The following is a 16,528-nucleotide window of genomic DNA, read 5'->3' on the forward strand; positions in this document are numbered from 1 at the left end:
TCACAACACCTACCGCGTCAAGAAACCAGGCGAACCAGCCAGCACACGCCACAAAGCACCCGCCACGATCAAGATCCACAAGCTCAAACCCCGAGCCGCATGATCAACTTACGCTACGTGGCATTGAACGCTACGTCGCCCGCGAAATCCACCGAGCCCTCACCACAGACCTCACCAACCCCACAAACACCCCTTGACATCTATAGGAGCATCTTTCAGGGCGTTGGACGTCCCAAAGGCGGCTTTCGTGGCACCAACTATGCCCCGAAAGGGGCGGCGTGATAGCCCCTGGGAGGTCGACGGGATGGCAGGCAGACCCGAACTCAACGCAAGAAACCTCGAAATCCCAGGCCATTCCGGAGACCTGCCCCTCCGGCGAGGAGCCGCCGGAGGCAAACGATCCAGGCTCAACGACCCGAAAGACGGGACACCGGCTGCGTCCTGAACGCGCCATTCAAGGCGGAGCACATGGCTTTGCCGGCCCCCTGCCCGTTCCCGGAGGCGTCCCGCCATGCCAGTCTGCCGGTGCCCACCGACAGGGGCGGGGCTGTGGACAACCGGTGTGGCTGTGGACAAGTGCTCAGCCGTGGTGGGTGCTGCCGCGTTCGATGAGGCGGGCGCCCAGGGTGGTGGTCGTCGCGGCGCGGGTGTTGTCGGCGATGCGGGCGAGGAGGAGCTGGGCGGCGACCGTGCCGATCTCGTACGCGGGCTGCGCGACGACCGTCATCGGCGGGTCCACCAGCCCCGCCCACGGCACGTCGTCGAAGGCGACCACGCCGACGTCGCGGCCGGGGCGCAGCGTGCGCATCCGCAGGGCCTCCAGCACGCCGATCGCCATCGCCGAGTTCGCCACCAGCAGCGCGTCCGGCGGCTCCTCCTGGTCGAACAGGTCCATGGCGGCCTTCTGCGCACCGGCCGCCTTGAACTCGGTGCGCCGCACCAGGCGAGGGGAGCTGCGCTGCTTGCCGGACCTGAGTGCGTCGCGGTAGCCGGCCAGGCGGTCGTCGGCCGTCTGCACGCCGGACGGGCCGGTGATGCAGCCGATCCGCTCGTAGCCCCGGTTGATGAGGTGCATGGTCGCCTGCCTGGCCGCGAGCCGGGTGTCGACCAGCACGGTGTCGTTCTCCCGGTCGGGCAGCGGGCGGTCGATCGCGACCATGGGTGTGCCTCGGCTCGCGAGCTGAGCGACCCCGGCCGCCGTCGCGGTGGGGGAGATGATCACGCCCGCGACCCGCTCCTGGATCGCCACGTCGACGTACTTGCGTTCCTTCTCGGCGTCCTCGTCGGTGTTGCACAGCACGACCGAGTACCCCACCGAGTGCGCGACGTCCTCGACGCCGCGCGCGATCGCGGTGAAGAACGGGTTCTCCACGTCGCTGATGATGAGCGCGAGGACCGCCGCCTCCTGGCGGCGCAGGTTCCGCGCGGGCCCGTTGGGCTGGTAGCCGAGCTCCTGGGCGGCGGCCAGTACCCGCGCCGCCAACGCGGGGTCCACTGTGGACTTGCCGTTCAACGCACGGGACACCGTCGCCGTCGACACGCCCGCCAGTTCGGCAACGTCACTGATGGTCGCCACTTACCGCCTCGCTTCCAGCCTCTGCCGAGACCCTACGCGGACCGCTATTGACACGGTCCGGGCCTAAGAATAGCTTCTGAGTAAACGATTACTCCACAGGTGCGAGCGCGCGTCGCACCGTGTCGGAGCAGCGCAGGGACCGACTTCAACGACGCAGGAGGACACTGGTGGCCCGCATCGGCGTGATCAACATTTCGGACGGGCGGGACTACGTCCACGGCGGCATCGCCGAGTTCATCCTGGCAGGCGAGGACAAGTTGGTCCGCAAGCTCGAGGCCGCGGGGCACGAGGTGGTCCGCGCGCGGCAGCCGGTCTCCGCGAACACCATCGCCACCTCGGTCGCCAAGGAGGTCGAGGCCGCGGGCGTCGACCTGACCGTGCTGCAGTACTGCGTGTGGGCGTTCCCGCACTTCACGATGCTCGCGGCGGGCCAGCTCACCGGCCCGCTCCTGCTGCTCGCCAACATCGACCCGGTCCAGCCCGGCATGGTCGGCATGCTGGCCGCGGGCGGCGCGCTCGACCAGATCGGCCGCGCGCACACCCGCCTGTGGGGCGATCCCGATGACGACGACCTGATCGCCGCGATCGGCGTCCGCGCCAGTGCCGCACACGCGGTCAAGGCGCTGCGCGGCCAGACGTTCGGCCGGATCGGCGGCCGCCCGATGGGCATGAACACCGCCACCGCCAACACCGACCAGTGGCAGCGGCTGTTCGGCGTGGACGTCGAGGAGATCGACCAGTGGGAGATCGTCCGCCGCACCGAAATGGCCGACCAGGCGGAGAAGACCAGGGCCAGGCAGTGGCTGGAGCAGCACGCCAACGTGCACTACGACGGTAAGAAGCTGACCGAGGAGATCCTCGAGCGCCAGATCGGCTCCTACCTGGCGATGCGCGAGCTCATCGACGAGTGGAACCTCGACTTCACCGGCATCAAGGGACAGCCGGAGCTGACCCAGTACTTCGCCACCATGGACATCGCGGAGGCGTTCCTCAACGACCCGTACGACTGGAACGGTCCCAAGGAGCCGCACGTGTGCGCCACCGAGGCGGACATGGACGGCGCGCTCACCATGCAGATCCTCAAGCACATCGCGCGCACCCCGGTGCTGTTCGCCGACGTACGGCACTACCACGGCGACCGCGACATCTGGGACCTGTGCAACTCCGGCCAGCACGCCACCTGGTACGCCGCGCGCAGCGACGACCCGGCCGAGAACCTGGCGAAGGTGCACCTGTACCCGGAGGTGTTCTTCTTCCCGGCCGGTGGCGCATCCGTCCAGCACGTCGCGGCACCCGGTCAGATGACCCTCGCGAGGCTGACCCGCAACGACGGCGACTACCGGCTGCAGCTCATGCTCGGCGAGTTCGAGAACTACGACGACGCCACCACGGAAGAGCTGATGAAGATGTCGACGCCGGAGTGGCCGCACGCGTTCGCGCGGCTCGACGCGCCGGCCGAGGTCTTCCTGTCCCGCTTCGGCGCCAACCACATCCACGCCGTGCCAGGCGACCGGCGGGCGGAGCTACGGGCGGTGTGCGAGCTGCTCGGCGTGACCCTCGACGAGTTCACCCGTGGCTGAGGTCTACCTCGGGATCGACATCGGCACGTCCAGCTCCAAGGGCGTGCTCGTCACCGCGGCCGGCGAGATCGTCGCGCGGGCGAGCCGGGCGCACGAGACCGCGACACCGAGGCCCGGCTGGGTCGAGCACGACGCCGACGGTGTGTGGTGGGCCGACTTCCTCGCGCTCACCGGGGAGCTGACGGCTGCCGGGCACCGGATCGCCTGCCTCGCGGTGAGCGGCATCGGCCCCGTCCTGCTGCCCGCCGACGGCGCGGGGAAGCCGCTGCGCCCGGCGATCCTGTACGGCGTCGACACCCGTGCCACCGAGGAGATCGACGAGCTGACCGGAGAGCTGGGCGCTGAGGAGATCCTCCGGCGCGGCGGCACCCCGCTCTCCAGCCAGGCCGTTGGGCCGAAGCTGCGGTGGCTCGCGCGGCACGAGCCGGAGGTCTACGAGCGCACCGAGTTGCTGTTCATGGCCAGCTCGTACCTCGTGCACCGGCTGACCGGGCGGTACGTCCTCGACCACCACTCGGCGAGCCAGTGCGACCCGATGTACGACCAGACGGCGTTCGACTGGGCGCACGACTGGGCCTCGGTCGTCGCGCCGGGGCTGGCGCTGCCGGAGCTGGCGTGGCCGACCGAGGTCGTCGGCACGATCACCGCGGCCGCCGCACGCGAGACCGGACTGCCGGAAGGACTGCCGGTCACCGCGGGGACGGTCGACGCGTGGGCGGAGGCGGCGAGCGTCGGCGTGCGCGAACCCGGTGACGTGATGGTCATGTACGGCACCACGATGTTCCTCGTCCAGGTCGTGGCGGCGCCGTCACCGCACCCCGCGCTGTGGACCACGAGCGGGGTGTACCCGGGCACGTGGTCGCTCGCGGCGGGCATGGCGACCTCGGGTGCGGTCACCGACTGGCTGCGCAGACTCGTCGGCGCGGACTTCGCGACGCTGGTCGCGGAGGCGGCGGAGGTGCCGCCGGGCAGCCGAGGTCTGTTGCTGCTGCCCTACTTCGCGGGCGAGCGGACCCCGATCTTCGACCCGTCCGCGCGCGGGGTGATCGCCGGGCTGACCCTCGGGCACGGGCGAGCGGAGCTGTACCGGGCCGCGCTGGAGGGCATCGCGTACGGGGTGCGGCACAACCTGGAGGTCATGCGGGCGGCCGGTGGTCCCGCGCGGCGGCTGGTCGCCGTCGGAGGTGGCACGCAGGGCGGGCTGTGGACGCGGATCGTGTCGGACGTGACCGGGGCGGCGCAGGTCATTCCTGCCGAGACGGTCGGCGCCTGCCTCGGCGACGCGATGCTGGCGGCGGCCGCGTCCGGGGTCGACGTGTCGGGATGGAACCCGGACGACCACGTGGTTCATCCGTCCGGCGACAACCCCTATGACGACTTCTACTCTCGGTACCGCGAGCTGTACCCGGCGACCGTGGACGTGGCCCACTTTCTGGCCGGGCAACAGAACGCCAGTCCGCCTCCCCAGGCTTGAGGGCGTTGCCTCATGGCAGGGCCTGCTACCTGGCGGGCGCCGCGTCGGGGTTCGGGAGTAGCAGCGGGTTGAGCAGATCGGTGTTGTCGATGACCGCGGTGGCCCGGGTCTGCGGGTTGCACTCGGCCGTATACAGGCGCTGACCTGCGATGTAGCGAACGTTCCTGGCGGAGGTCGGGTCCGGGTCGCCGTAGCCGCGACCCGCGCCCCGGGGGACCGAGACCGCGAACGGGACCTCGAGCCACACCGAGTAGTCCCAGTACCTGATCAGCTCGTCGCGGTGGGTGAAGACGCCGTCGACCACGAGGATCGCGTCGTCGGGCGCCAGCTCCGGCAACACGCGTATCTCGCGTTCGCGCTTCACGTCGTACACGGCTCGCGTGTACTCGCGGTTGCCGCCCGGGCTCAGCGGGTCGAGCAGCAGCCTGCACATCCGGCCGTAGTCGAACGAGTCGCGGTAGAAGCCCTCCGCCGAGTCGCGGCCGCGGCGGTGTCTTGTGCGCGGCGGGTTGAGGAACCCGTCCGCCGACGCGCGGATCACCGTGGCGCCGCGGGCGGTCAGCTCCTTGCCGAGATCATCGGCGAAGTGGGTCTTGCCCGCGCCGTCGACCCCGTCGATCGCCACTCGTCGGATTCGGTCGACCGGAAGCGCGAGTATCGCTTCCGCGACATGCTGGCAGGGACGCATGCCGCAAGTGAACCGTGTGATCGGCTGATTTCCAAGGTCTTGACCGAACGAGCAACGCAATTGCCACCATGGTCCGTCCTGGAGTCATGAAGCACGACTTGTCCGGCCGCCCTCGGCTCGCCATGATCGCGGCGGTGGTGGTGGCACTCGGCGCGGGCGTGACCACGACCGCCCTGCTCGTCGGCGCGTCCGACGGCGACGACGCAACGCCGCCGCCCGCGCGGCACGGGGTCAGCCTCGTCTCGTTCGACACCTGCGAGTCCGCGCTCGCGGAGATGAAGTCGCGGATCATGCCGAGGATCGGTCCGTACGGCTTCGACCACGGCACGATGGCGGCGGAGGACGGCGAGGCACCGGTCGAGGGCGGGCGTGCCGCCGAACCCGACGCCGCGCCTGCGGAGGACTCGGCGGCGCCCAAGCAGGCCGAGCCGGAGCACTCGACGACGAACGTGCACGAGCAGGGCGTCGACGAGCCCGACCTCGTGAAGACCGACGGCAAGCGGGTGGTCAGCGTCGCCGACGGGGTGGTGCGTGTCGTGGACGTCGCGTCCCGCAAGCAGACCGCGGCCGTCCGGCTCGAAGGGGGCTACGCGACCCAGTTGCTGCTCTCCGGCGACCGCGCGCTCGTCATGTCCGGCGGCGCCATGGCCTACGACACGCCGGGCATCGCACCGGGCGAGCCGACGCCGAGGGGCACCCCGAAACCCGCGCCGACCGACACCTACCAGTACGCCTCGGCGCTCACGCTGGTCGACCTCACGGGCACCGGCAAGGTCCTCGGCACGTTGTCGCTCGACGGCAGCTACCTCGACGCACGCCAGGTCGGTGCCGTCGCCCGCGTCGTCGTGCGGTCGATGCCAAGGCTGCGCTTCACCTACCCGGACTACAACGCGAGCCCGGCGACCGCCATCCGCGACAACAAGGACGTCGTGGCGCGGTCGACCATCGCGGACTGGCTGCCGACCTACCGGCTCGAGACCGGCACCGGCACCACGACCGGACAGCTGACCGACTGCACCGACGTGAGCCACCCCGTCGACTACACGGCGACCGGAATGCTGACGGTGCTCACGTTCGACCTCGGCAGGAACGGAGACAGCGCACTTGGCACCGGCGACCCGGTCACGATCGTCGCCGACGGCGACACCGTGTATGGCACCGGCGCGAACCTGTACGTCGCAGACGACCACGTCGCGCACGGCACGAACGGCGCGGAAAGCAGCCCCGCACCCGCCGGCCGCACCGAGCTGTACCAGTTCGACATCTCGGATGCGGGCAAGCCGGTGCACGTGGCGTCCGGCGGCGTGGACGGCACCCTGCTCAACCAGTACTCGCTGTCCGAACACGACGGCAACCTGCGGGTCGCGACCACGACCGAGGGCGGTGCCGGTTCGCAGAGCCGGATCACCGTGTTACGCCGAGACGGGAACACCCTCGGTGAGCTCGGCCGTGTCGACGGGCTCGGCGTGGGGGAGCGGATCTACGCGGTCCGCTACTTCGGGAACACCGCGTACGTCGTGACGTTCCGCCAGACCGACCCACTGTACACAGTGGACCTGTCGGACCCGGCCGCGCCGAAGGTGACCGGCGAGCTGAAGATCACCGGCTACTCCGCCTACCTGCACCCGGCAGGGGAGGGCAGGCTGATCGGCGTCGGGCAGGAGGCGGACGGGAACGGCCGGGTGACCGGCGCGCAGATCTCCTTGTTCGACACGACGAAACCGGGCGCGCAGCGGATCGCGCAGTACCACCTGGAGAGCTCCTGGACCGAGGTGGAGGGTGACCCGCACGCGTTCCTCTACTGGCCGGACAAGGACTTGCTGGTCATTCCGGTGACCGGCGGCGGCATGGCGGTCCCGGACGGCCCGCCGGACCAGGTGACCGCCGGTGCGCTCGTGCTGAAGGTCGACGGGAACGCCTTCCGGCAGGCAGGAATGCTCACCCACACCGCCGACCGCTACGGCAACACGCCGATGGCGCCCCGGCGCGCCATGGTGATCGGCGACGAGCTGTGGACGGTGTCCGAGGCGGGCATGCTGGTGAGCGACCTTGACTCGCTCGCCCAGCTGGCGTGGGTCGCGTTCACCTGACCGGTGCGCTGGTACGTCCACATCGGACTCCGTGAGGAAGTGCCCCTCCGTCGAGTGGTACGCGGGTGCCGATGTGGGTAGACATCAGTGGTGAGCCGATCAGCGACGGAGCCAACCGACTACGAGCCCGGCACGGACCCTCGGCGCTGGCGGGCACTGGTCGTGACGCTCGCGGGCGGGTTCATGATCCTGCTCGACGTCAGCATCGTGACCGTCGCGATCCCGTCCATCCAGGAGGGGCTCGGCACCTCGGCGGCCGGTGTGCAGTGGGTGGTCTCCGGCTATCCGCTCACGTTCGGCCTGGCGCTGGTCGCGGGCGGGCGGCTCGGGGACGCGTTCGGGCGGCGGAACATGTACCTCGTCGCGCTGACCGCGTTCATCGCGACCAGCGTGTTCGCGGGCCTCGCGCCGTCGCTGACCATGCTGGTGGTCGCGCGGCTGCTCCAGGGGCTCGTCGGCGGCCTGGTCACCCCGCAGAACGGCGGGCTCATCCAGGACCTCTTCCGCGGCCCGGAGCGCGGCAGGGCGTTCGGCCTGCTCGGCGCCACCATCGGCCTGTCCACCGCGGCCGGTCCGGTCATCGGCGGGTTCATCCTCGGGGTCGCGGGCGAGCCGGACGGCTGGCGCTGGGTGTTCCTCGTGAACCTGCCGTTCGGGCTGCTGACGCTCCTGCTCGCGGTGCTGCTGGTGCCGAGGACACCGCGGCGCACCACCAGCGCCGACATCGACTTCACGGGCATCCTGCTGCTCGGGGTCACCGTGCTGTGCGTGTTGTTCCCGGTGGTGCTGTCCGAGTCGGACGGCTTCCGCCGGTTCTGGTGGCTGTTCCTCGTCGCGGTGCCGCTTGGCTGGGCGTTCCTGTCGTGGGAGCGGCGCAGGGGGCGAGCCGGGCGGACGCCGCTGGTCGACACGCGACTGTTCACGGCGACCCCCGGCTACCCGTCGGGCGCGACGCTCGCCGCCGTGTACTTCTGCGGGTTCTCCGGCATCTGGCTGGTGTTCGCCATCTACTTCCAGACCGATCTCGGACTCACGCCGCTGGAGTCGGGGCTCGCGGTCACGCCGTTCTCGCTCGGCTCCGCGGTGTCCGCCTGGCTGGCCGGCCGGCTGGTCGACCGATACGGCAGGCGCGTGACGATCACCGGTCTCGTGCTCATCGTGGCCGGGCTCGCCACGGTCGCGCTGCTCGGGTTCACCGTGGACAAGGAGCACCTGATCTGGGCGCTCACGGTGCCGCTGCTCGTGGCGGGCATCGGCGGCGGCGCGGTGATCTCCCCGAACACGACGCTCACGCTCGCGTGCGTGCCGACCGACATGGCCGGGGTCGCGAGCGGCGTGCTCCAGACCGGGCAGCGAATCGGGGCGGCGGTCGGCACCGCGTTGCTGGCCGCGGTGTTCCACGCGGTCGCGACCGCAACGGCCGTCCCGGCGACGGGTTTCGCGGTGGCGATGATCACCGCGGTGGCGCTGATCGTGGTCGCGCTGGTGCTCGCCATCGCGGAACGTCGTGGGCAGATTGGGAACCATGGGAATGGTGAGTTGGAAAATTTCTCATCAAGCCCTTTGACATCTGGTCAGTAACTACTAACGTTCGCTGCGGAAGCGTCTCAACGATCGCGACGCGCGGCCCCTGCTGATACCCGTCGCGGTCAGGGGGCCGCTTTCTTCGCTCAATCCAGACAAAGGGCCGACGCCATGCGCGCCGGCGGTTTCCGCCTGCCCTGGCAACCGGCCCCTGCCCGTGAGACGGAGAGATCGAAAATGCGAAAAATGGTGGTTCGAGCGCTCGTCGTCGCCGCCTCCGCGGCCACCGCGTTGCTGATCACGACCGCGGGTGCGCAGGCATCCGCGCCGAAGGAACACGACCCGGTCTTCGACGGTGCGGTCGCCACGGCGGACGTCACCCCGTTCGTCACGAAGCTGAGTCACTCGGATGCGACCTCTCGGCTGCGGTCGTCGGGCATCACGTGGTCGTCCAGCGGCGGCTGCAGTGACCGCAACAACTCGACCTGCACGTCGTTCACGGAGGTCAACCTGGCGACCATCCAGGGCATCCAGACGCTGAGGTCGGCCACTGGCTGCGCGATCAACGTCACCGGTGGCACCGAGACGGGGCACGCCAGCGGCACCTACAGCCACTGGAACGGCTACAAGCTGGACATCAGCCTGTCGACGTGCCTGAACAACTACATCCAGGGCACCTTCACGTCGATCGGCGGCTCGCAGTGGCGGTCCGGCTCGGGCAACATTTACTACAAGGAAGGCAACCACTGGGACATCACGTACTACAACTGCGGTGGTTGCTGAGCGACCCTCGTAGCCGGTAGTCCGTGCGCCGGCGGTGCTTTCCCTTGCTCCCCGAGGGAAAGCACCGCCTCACCATCGCACCGGCAGGTGTTTCACGCCGTGCTGGAAGTTCGACCGAAGCCGCACGACGTCACCGGCGGGTGTCAGCTCCCCGAGCCGGTCGAACACCGCCGTGAACAGCGCCCGCATCTGCACCTTCGCGAGGTGCGCGCCGATGCAGTAGTGCGGCCCGTGGCCGAAACTCAGATGATCGCCATGGGAGCGGGTCACGTCGAAGGTGTCCGGGTCGGCGAACACGCGCTCGTCCCGGTTGCCGGACGAGAACCACACCACCACCTTGTCGCCCGCCCTGATCTCCTGGCCGCCCAGCACGGTGTCGGTGGTGGCGGTGCGGCGGAACCGCATCACCGGTGACCACCAGCGCAGCATCTCCTCGACCGCGCCGGGCAGCAATGTCCTGTCCCGCATCAGTTTCCGGTATTCGTCCACATGGGACAGCAGCGCGTGCATGCCACCCGGCAGCGCGTTGCGCAGGGTTTCGTTGCCCGCCACCGAGAACAGCCAGAACATGTTCTCGAACTCGGCGGTCGTGATGCCCTCGGCGACCAGGTTGGTCAGCACGTCGTCGCCCGGCACACGCCGCTTGTGCTCGGCGAGATCGTGGGCGTACGCGTACAGGTCCGGCATGCCCTCGCGGGTCCGCTGGTCGGGCAGGAGCCCGTGCTCGTCCGGTTCGGGCCGCAACGCCATGGCCCGCTTCGCCATCTCCGTCGAGGAGTCCACACCGGCCTTGGCGCTGACCGCGTACTCGGGGTCCTGGTAGCCGATGACCCGGTTGCTCCAGTCGTACATGAGCCACCGGTCATCGTGCGGCACTCCGAAGATCTCGGACAGTGTCCGCAACGGCAGGTCGGCGGCCAGTTCCGCGAAGTCGCACCCGCCGCCGTCCGCCACCCCGCCGACCAGTTCCCGCGCCCAGCCCTCGATCCTGCCCTCCAGCCGCGCGATGGCCTTGCGCGTGAACGCGCGGACCAGCATCCTGCGCAGCCGCGAGTGCCGGGGCGGGTCCTGGTTGAGCATCATCTGCCGCACGAACCCGAGCGTCGCGTCGTCCGGCGGGTCGATGATCTGCGTGGCCCGCGCCCACGACGAGTAGGTCACCGGGTCACGCATGACCTGCTTGATCTCCGCGTGCCGCACCACACCCCAGAACCCCGGCCCCTCGGGCCACGGCGGCACCGCGGGCTCGGCCATCCACACGACCGCCGACTCGCCGCGCAGCCGGGCGAACGCGTCGTGCGGCACGCCGCCCAGGTAGGTGTCCGGGTTGACGATGATGTCGGTGACCTCGGTGTCGCTCGGCACGATCACCATTCTGCCCCGTCATGAGGCACGATCGACGGGTGACGACACCCCACCTCGCGCGGCACGACTACGGCGGCGACCCCGCCCTGCTGCTGCTCCACGGCCTCGGCGCGACCGGCGAGGTGTGGCACGACCTGCTGGAACGCACCTGGCCCGGCGAGACCTTCGTCCCGGACCTGCCAGGACACGGTCGCTCGCCGCGACTGACCGAGTACACGTTCGCCTCGATGGCGGCCGCGGTCGCGGAGGTGGTGCCTCCCGGGCGGCAGGTGGTGGTGCTCGGCCACTCACTCGGCGGCGTGCTTGCGCTGATGCTGGCCGACGGCTCCTACGGGCTCGACGTCACGGCCGTGTGCGGCGTGGGCATCAAGCTGCGCTGGTCGGAGGCGGAACTGGCGAAGGCGGCCGAGGTCGCGGCCCGGCCGGAGCGGGTGTTCGCCACCCGCGAGGAGGCTGTCGACCGCTGGCTTGCGGTGTCTGGCCTGGCCGGGCTGGTGCCGCCGGACTCACCGCGCGTCGGCGCCGGGGTGCTCGACGGGCCGGACGGCTGGCGCGTGGCGGTCGACCCGAAGGCGTTCGGGGTCGGCGCACCGGACGTGCCCGCGCTGCTCAAAGCCGCGAAGGGCACGACGATCCTCGCGGCGGGGGAGCGGGACCCGATGTGCCCGCCAGACCACCTGCACACCGTCGCCGAGGACGGCGTGGTGCTGCCCGCGACCGGCCACAACGTCCACGTCGAGAACCCGCTGACGCTGTGGCCGATCATGGACAGGTTGCTCGCCTCGCGTTAGCTGACCCCGAGCAGGTCCACCACGAAGATGAGGGTCTCGCCGCCCTTGATCGCACCGCCCGCGCCGCGGTCGCCGTAACCGAGGTGCGGCGGGATGACCAGCCTGCGGCGGCCACCGACCTTCATGCCGGCCACGCCGCGGTCCCAGCCCGCGATCACGCGACCCGCGCCGAGCGGGAAGCTGAACGGTGAGCCGCGGTCCCAGGACGCGTCGAACTGCTCGCCGGACGAATGCGCGACACCGACGTAGTGGACGCTCACGCTCTGGCCCGGCTGGGCTTCGTCGCCCTCGCCGACGGTGATGTCCTCGACGACCAGATCGGCCGGGGCCGGACCCTCGACGGGGTCGACCACGGGCTTCTCGAGCGCCATGCGTGTTCCTCCTTGGTTGGTGCTTCTGGCGTACCGGGTCATCCAACCAGCCATGGCGGCGCGGTGCCGGTCAGGGCGGTACTGGCACGGACACGTGAGCGTTCGTTAACATCGCGGCATGTCTCCGGCTCGTCGGCTCCAAGGCGTGAAGAGCTCTCCCGTCCGTGACCTCCTCGCGCTGACCCAGCGGCCGGAGGTGATCTCCTTCGCGGGCGGGCTGCCCGCGCCAGAACTGTTCGATGTGGACGGCTGGCGGGACGCGTTCGCCAAGTCCGCGGACGACCGCCGCAACCTCCAGTACGGGACCACGGAGGGCAATCCCGTGTTGCGCGGGGTGATCGCCGAGCGGATGACGCGCCGAGGGGTGCCGACGACCGAGGACGACCTCCTCGTCACCACCGGATCGCAGCAGGCGCTGACGCTGGTGACGACCACGCTGGTCGAACCGGGCGACGTGGTCGCGGTCGAGGAGCCCACCTACCTGGCGGCGTTGCAGTGCTTCCAGCTGGCGGGCGCGCGGGTCGTGCCGGTGGCGAGCGACGAGCACGGCATGGTCCCGTCGGCGCTGGCTGAGGTGCTGGTGGCGGACCGGCCGACGCTCGTGTACCTGGTGCCGACGTTCGCGAACCCGAGCGGCAGGACCCTGCCCGCCGCGCGCAGGCAGGAGATCGCGGCGCTGGCGGAGCGGCACGACGTGTGGGTGGTGGAGGACGACCCGTACGGCGAGCTGCGCTACCGGGGCGAGTGGGTGCCGCCGCTGACCTCGTACGGCGAGCGGGTGCTCTACCTCGGCAGCCTCTCGAAGATCGGCGCACCCGGCCTTCGGCTGGGCTGGCTGCGGGCGCCCCGGTCGCTGATGTCGGCCGCGGTGATCGCCAAGCAGGCCGCTGACCTGCACACGAGCACGATCGACCAGGCCGCGGCCGCCGTGTACCTGACGAACACCGACCTGGACACGCACGTGGCCGGCCTGTGCGCCGCCTACCGGGAACGCCGCGACACGATGATCGCGGCGCTCCCGGACACCGTCCCGGCCGGCACCGCGTGGACCGACCCGGACGGCGGCATGTTCGTGTGGGTGCGCCTGCCCGGTGCCGTCGACACCACGGACCTGCTCAGGCAAGCGCTTGCGCACAACGTCGCGTTCGTGCCGGGCGCCCCGTTCTTCGCGACCAACCCCGACCCCGCGACGCTGCGGCTGTCGTTCACGACGAACCCGCCGGAAGACATCATCGAGGGCATGCGCAGGCTGGCGGCCGCGCTCACCAGCCCCAGTGCCGCCGGTGCGCGCTGACCGCCCACGCGGAGATCGCCTCGGTGTCGGGCTCGGCGGGCAGCGGCGTGCTCCCGGTCGCCAGTAGGTCCTCCACCCGCGCCTGCACGTCCGCGATCTCGGCGAGCACCTCGGCCTGGTCCGCGACGTCGCCCCGCTTCACAGCCAGCACCCGCTCCCGCTCGGCGTCGGGCATCGGCAGCGTGAGCCGCGCGTCCCGCGCCACCTCGAGGCCCTGGTAGGCCAGGCGAAGGGCGTGCGACGCGTACTTCACGTCGTAGCCGTGGCGGGCCACCAGCTCCGGTCTGCTCGGCACCTTGCCATGGCTGCCGTGGCCGAGCAGCCGCTCCCGCTGCGCCGCGAGGTAGCCGAGGAAGCGGTGCACCGCGCCCCGCGACAGGATCTTCGGTGCGAGCGCCCGCAACTCCTCTCCCAGCGGCGTGATCGTGATCACCGCGTCCTGCGGCGCGTACAACGGCAGCAGCGCGGTCGGGTTGCCCTTGGTCGCGAGCCGCAGGTACTTGTGCAGCGAGTAGCTCACCAGGTCGGTGTCGCCTGGCCCGGACCGCACGCCCTCCGGCTGCGTGCGGAACACGTAGTGCTGTGCTGCGCCGTCCGTGCCGACGACGTGGGCGGGCGGTTCGATGTAGACACCCATCTCGTCGTGGTCGTCGGTGCCGGCGATCGCGATTCCGTGCACACCGGAGCCCACGACGGTACGCAGGATCTCGCCGCGTAGCGCGACGTCCCGGTTCCCGTGCTCGGTGTGGTTCATGCGTGCATGGTGGCACGCGAAAGCTGTTGTGTGCCGCCGAATTAACGGCCGGCGGCCTCGTGGGAGCCCTTGACGGCGAGCTGGTCGGCCCGCTCGTTCTCGGGGTGCCCGGCGTGTCCCTTGACCCAGAACCACCGCACCTCGTGCGGCCGGACCGCCTCGTCGAGCCGCCGCCACAGGTCGGCGTTCTTCACCGGCTGCTTCGCGCTCGTCTGCCACCCGTTGCTCTTCCACTTGGGCAGCCACTGCATGATCCCGTTCCGCACATACGTGGAGTCGGTGTACATCGAGACGACCGACGGCCGCGTGAGACTCTCCAGCGCCGCGATCGGCGCCATCAGCTCCATGCGGTTGTTCGTGGTGACGGCAGGCTCGGCTCCGTACAGCTCCTTCTCGTGGTTGCCGTACTTGAGCACGGCACCCCACCCACCCGGCCCAGGGTTCCCTTTGCACGCGCCGTCGGTGTATATCTCCACGGTGTTCGACACGGGCAGGAGCCTAACCAACCCGGTTCTGGGCGTTGACGCGTGCAAGCCCGGCGGACCACGACGACCTCGTCAGTGTCCTCGCGGGGTTCGGCGGGTTCTTCTCCGACGCCGCACGGCAGCCGGCGCCGCCGGGCCTGCCGTCACTGCGTGAGTTCCAGCAGGCCCAGGCGAACGTCCTGGTTTCGTGGTTGCGGGAACTCAGCGGCGCAGGTGCAGCATGATGCCCGAGGGCGCATAACCCGCGCGGGCGTACAGCCGCTGCTCCGGCACCCCGGCGGGCGTGAGGAACACCGTCCGCGCGCCCGCGTCGTGCACGGCCGCGGTGAGGAACGCGGTCAGCGCCACGCCGATCCCGCGCTTGCGGAACGGCACCCGCACACCGATGCCCGCGACCTCGGTCGTCCCGTCGACGATCGCCTCCGCGACGCCGCCACCCTCGGGCTCACCGGTCATCGAATCCCTTGCCAGCACGGCGAAGCCACCCGCGCGCAGCTGCTCGCGGGTGCCGGCGACCGCGCTGTCCGGCACCTCCGGCGACTGGCCGAACGCCTCGGACTGCGCGGCGACCATGCCGCGGATCTCCTCGTCGGTGCCGGGCACGACCAGCTCGACACCGGCCGGTGCCGGAACCGAGAGCGCCGATCCCGGCGGGCACAGCATGACGGGGATCCGCCGTTCCACCGACCAACCGGCGCCGAGCAGCGCCTGCTCGGCCTCGGGCGCGGTCTCGGCCATGAACTCGACGCGTGGCAACAACTCCCGCCGCGCGTACGCGTGCACCAGATCGTCCACATCGGACGGTGACGGGTGTGCGCCGTCGTCGGGGATGGCGTAGTTGAGGAACGGGTTGTCCGACTCCCGCGAGAAGGTGGCGAGGAACGGACCGATCTGTTCGGTCATGCGCCCGGCCGCGGCGGCACGGCGCATGTGTGACTGCAGAGCAGACAAGTTGGGGAAACCTTTCAGGAGCATGGGAAATCGACAGCGGAACGGCGCCACCGGCACTACAGGCGACGCCCGTCGCGGGCGTCAGGCATGAGGCGTTCCCTTACTCGGTCTTCCAGGTTTCGTCGGGCAGCCTGCCACGCGCGGGGCCCGTGCATCAACCGGGTTTCACGTGCGCTGAGTGACGCCGAACGTGTCCGCGTCGTAGTTCAGGTACACGCCGAGGCCGCCCGCGCGGTCCCCGCCGACATGGCCGGGCAGGGCGACGGCTCTGCGGTGACGTCGCTGCAGGCGAATGAGCCCGGGCCGCAGCTTGCCGGCCTCGTCGTCGGGGAGCCTGCCGATCCGGTGCCCGCCGACCCACACGGCGACCGCGTTCCGGTCGAAGGGGTTGCCGTGCTCGGCGACGAGTAACCCGTGGATCTCCTGCCGCACGGGCGTGGGCGCGTCACGCCCGACGATCGACCACAGCACGTCCTGGTGCCCTGGCAGCCCGACCACGTGCAGGTCGTCGGTGCCGGTGATCTCGGTGGCCCGCATGCCGTCGCGCATCCACTGTGGACGTTCCGCGGCCGGGCAGGTGTCGGGTATTCCCGGTTCGTGTGCACCAGCGACGAGGTGTTTCCTCAGCCATTCGGCCAAACCCATGCCCGGTGTGTCGCCGGAGAGTGCGGAAGTCGTTACGCCGTACCGAAATCTGACGCACAATGGCGGCGACCGGTTACTCCTCCCGACGCACCACGTCGTGGCAAACGCAGGGGTCACACATGCACGTGGCCGGCAAGTTCACTCTTTGGAGTGAACT

General features: G+C 70.4%; 16 protein-coding genes. 8 read left to right on the forward strand and 8 right to left on the reverse strand.

The window, feature by feature from the left end; all coding sequences use genetic code 11:
• Positions 1 to 580 precede the first annotated feature (580 nt).
• Positions 581 to 1,576, reverse strand: coding sequence for a LacI family DNA-binding transcriptional regulator (locus WBA97_RS11190; protein ID WP_424230679.1), 996 nt, complete (start codon positions 1,574 to 1,576; stop codon positions 581 to 583).
• Between the two features lie 167 nt (positions 1,577 to 1,743).
• On the opposite strand from WBA97_RS11190, the gene WBA97_RS11195 reads away from it, so the two are divergent.
• Both WBA97_RS11195 and WBA97_RS11200 read left to right on the forward strand, forming a co-directional pair.
• Entirely contained in the window at positions 1,744 to 3,156 is a 1,413-nt protein-coding gene (locus WBA97_RS11195) for an L-fucose/L-arabinose isomerase family protein (RefSeq protein WP_424230680.1), read from the forward strand.
• The gene (locus WBA97_RS11200; protein ID WP_424230681.1) at positions 3,149 to 4,630 is read left to right on the forward strand and encodes an FGGY-family carbohydrate kinase; all 1,482 of its coding nucleotides are present in this window, start codon (positions 3,149 to 3,151) and stop codon (positions 4,628 to 4,630) included. The genes WBA97_RS11195 and WBA97_RS11200 overlap by 8 nt, the downstream gene beginning before the upstream one ends.
• Before the next feature lie 25 nt (positions 4,631 to 4,655).
• Here WBA97_RS11200 and WBA97_RS11205 read toward each other — a convergent pair whose 3' ends face one another.
• Positions 4,656 to 5,255 carry a uridine kinase gene (locus WBA97_RS11205; protein ID WP_424230682.1) on the reverse strand — a complete coding sequence of 200 codons (600 nt, stop codon included), beginning with the start codon at positions 5,253 to 5,255 and terminating at the stop codon, positions 4,656 to 4,658.
• Between the two features lie 149 nt (positions 5,256 to 5,404).
• Between WBA97_RS11205 and WBA97_RS11210 the strand changes: the two genes are divergently transcribed.
• The 3 genes from WBA97_RS11210 to WBA97_RS11220 all read left to right on the forward strand — a co-directional run bounded on the left by WBA97_RS11210 (position 5,405) and on the right by WBA97_RS11220 (position 9,715).
• Positions 5,405 to 7,408 (forward strand): beta-propeller domain-containing protein, encoded by a 2,004-nt coding sequence (locus WBA97_RS11210; protein ID WP_424230683.1) that lies wholly within the window; start codon positions 5,405 to 5,407, stop codon positions 7,406 to 7,408.
• A 90-nt stretch (positions 7,409 to 7,498) separates the two neighbouring features.
• Positions 7,499 to 8,989: an MFS transporter gene (locus WBA97_RS11215; RefSeq protein ID WP_424230684.1), complete on the forward strand. Its 1,491-nt coding sequence runs from the start codon at positions 7,499 to 7,501 to the stop codon at positions 8,987 to 8,989.
• A gap of 189 nt (positions 8,990 to 9,178) precedes the next feature.
• Positions 9,179 to 9,715: a hypothetical protein gene (locus WBA97_RS11220; RefSeq protein ID WP_424230685.1), complete on the forward strand. Its 537-nt coding sequence runs from the start codon at positions 9,179 to 9,181 to the stop codon at positions 9,713 to 9,715.
• Positions 9,716 to 9,784: 69 nt separating this feature from the next.
• Here the strand turns inward: WBA97_RS11220 and WBA97_RS11225 are convergent, their stop codons facing one another.
• The gene (locus WBA97_RS11225; RefSeq protein ID WP_424230686.1) at positions 9,785 to 11,080 is read right to left on the reverse strand and encodes a cytochrome P450; all 1,296 of its coding nucleotides are present in this window, start codon (positions 11,078 to 11,080) and stop codon (positions 9,785 to 9,787) included.
• 38 nt (positions 11,081 to 11,118) lie between these two features.
• Here WBA97_RS11225 and WBA97_RS11230 point away from each other — a divergent pair, with 38 nt between their 5' ends.
• Positions 11,119 to 11,871, forward strand: a complete 753-nt coding sequence (locus WBA97_RS11230; RefSeq protein ID WP_424230687.1) for an alpha/beta fold hydrolase — start codon at positions 11,119 to 11,121, stop codon at positions 11,869 to 11,871.
• Here the strand turns inward: WBA97_RS11230 and WBA97_RS11235 are convergent.
• Positions 11,868 to 12,242, reverse strand: a complete 375-nt coding sequence (locus WBA97_RS11235) for an FKBP-type peptidyl-prolyl cis-trans isomerase (RefSeq protein WP_424230688.1) — start codon at positions 12,240 to 12,242, stop codon at positions 11,868 to 11,870. The two genes, WBA97_RS11230 and WBA97_RS11235, sit on opposite strands and share 4 nt — an antisense overlap.
• 145 nt (positions 12,243 to 12,387) lie before the next feature.
• Between WBA97_RS11235 and WBA97_RS11240 the strand changes: the two genes are divergently transcribed.
• On the forward strand, positions 12,388 to 13,536 hold the full coding sequence (locus tag WBA97_RS11240) for a PLP-dependent aminotransferase family protein (RefSeq protein WP_424230689.1): 1,149 nt from the start codon (positions 12,388 to 12,390) through the stop codon (positions 13,534 to 13,536).
• Here WBA97_RS11240 and WBA97_RS11245 read toward each other — a convergent pair.
• Positions 13,505 to 14,290 carry a nucleotidyltransferase domain-containing protein gene (locus WBA97_RS11245; RefSeq protein ID WP_424230690.1) on the reverse strand — a complete coding sequence of 262 codons (786 nt, stop codon included), beginning with the start codon at positions 14,288 to 14,290 and terminating at the stop codon, positions 13,505 to 13,507. The two genes, WBA97_RS11240 and WBA97_RS11245, sit on opposite strands and share 32 nt — an antisense overlap.
• A gap of 41 nt (positions 14,291 to 14,331) precedes the next feature.
• Entirely contained in the window at positions 14,332 to 14,778 is a 447-nt protein-coding gene (rnhA, locus tag WBA97_RS11250; protein WP_424230691.1) for a ribonuclease HI, read from the reverse strand.
• A gap of 32 nt (positions 14,779 to 14,810) precedes the next feature.
• Between rnhA and WBA97_RS11255 the strand changes: the two genes are divergently transcribed.
• Positions 14,811 to 14,999 carry a hypothetical protein gene (locus WBA97_RS11255; RefSeq protein ID WP_424230692.1) on the forward strand — a complete coding sequence of 63 codons (189 nt, stop codon included), beginning with the start codon at positions 14,811 to 14,813 and terminating at the stop codon, positions 14,997 to 14,999.
• On the opposite strand, the gene WBA97_RS11260 is transcribed toward WBA97_RS11255, so the two are convergent.
• Positions 14,977 to 15,726, reverse strand: a complete 750-nt coding sequence (locus WBA97_RS11260; RefSeq protein WP_424230693.1) for a GNAT family N-acetyltransferase — start codon at positions 15,724 to 15,726, stop codon at positions 14,977 to 14,979. The two genes, WBA97_RS11255 and WBA97_RS11260, sit on opposite strands and share 23 nt — an antisense overlap.
• Positions 15,727 to 15,891: 165 nt before the next feature.
• Positions 15,892 to 16,371: a hypothetical protein gene (locus WBA97_RS11265; RefSeq protein ID WP_424230694.1), complete on the reverse strand. Its 480-nt coding sequence runs from the start codon at positions 16,369 to 16,371 to the stop codon at positions 15,892 to 15,894.
• Between the last annotated feature and the right edge of the window lie 157 nt (positions 16,372 to 16,528).

Source organism: Actinophytocola sp. (genome assembly GCF_049647105.1).
In the GTDB taxonomy this organism is placed as follows: Bacteria; Actinomycetota; Actinomycetes; order Mycobacteriales; family Pseudonocardiaceae; genus Actinophytocola.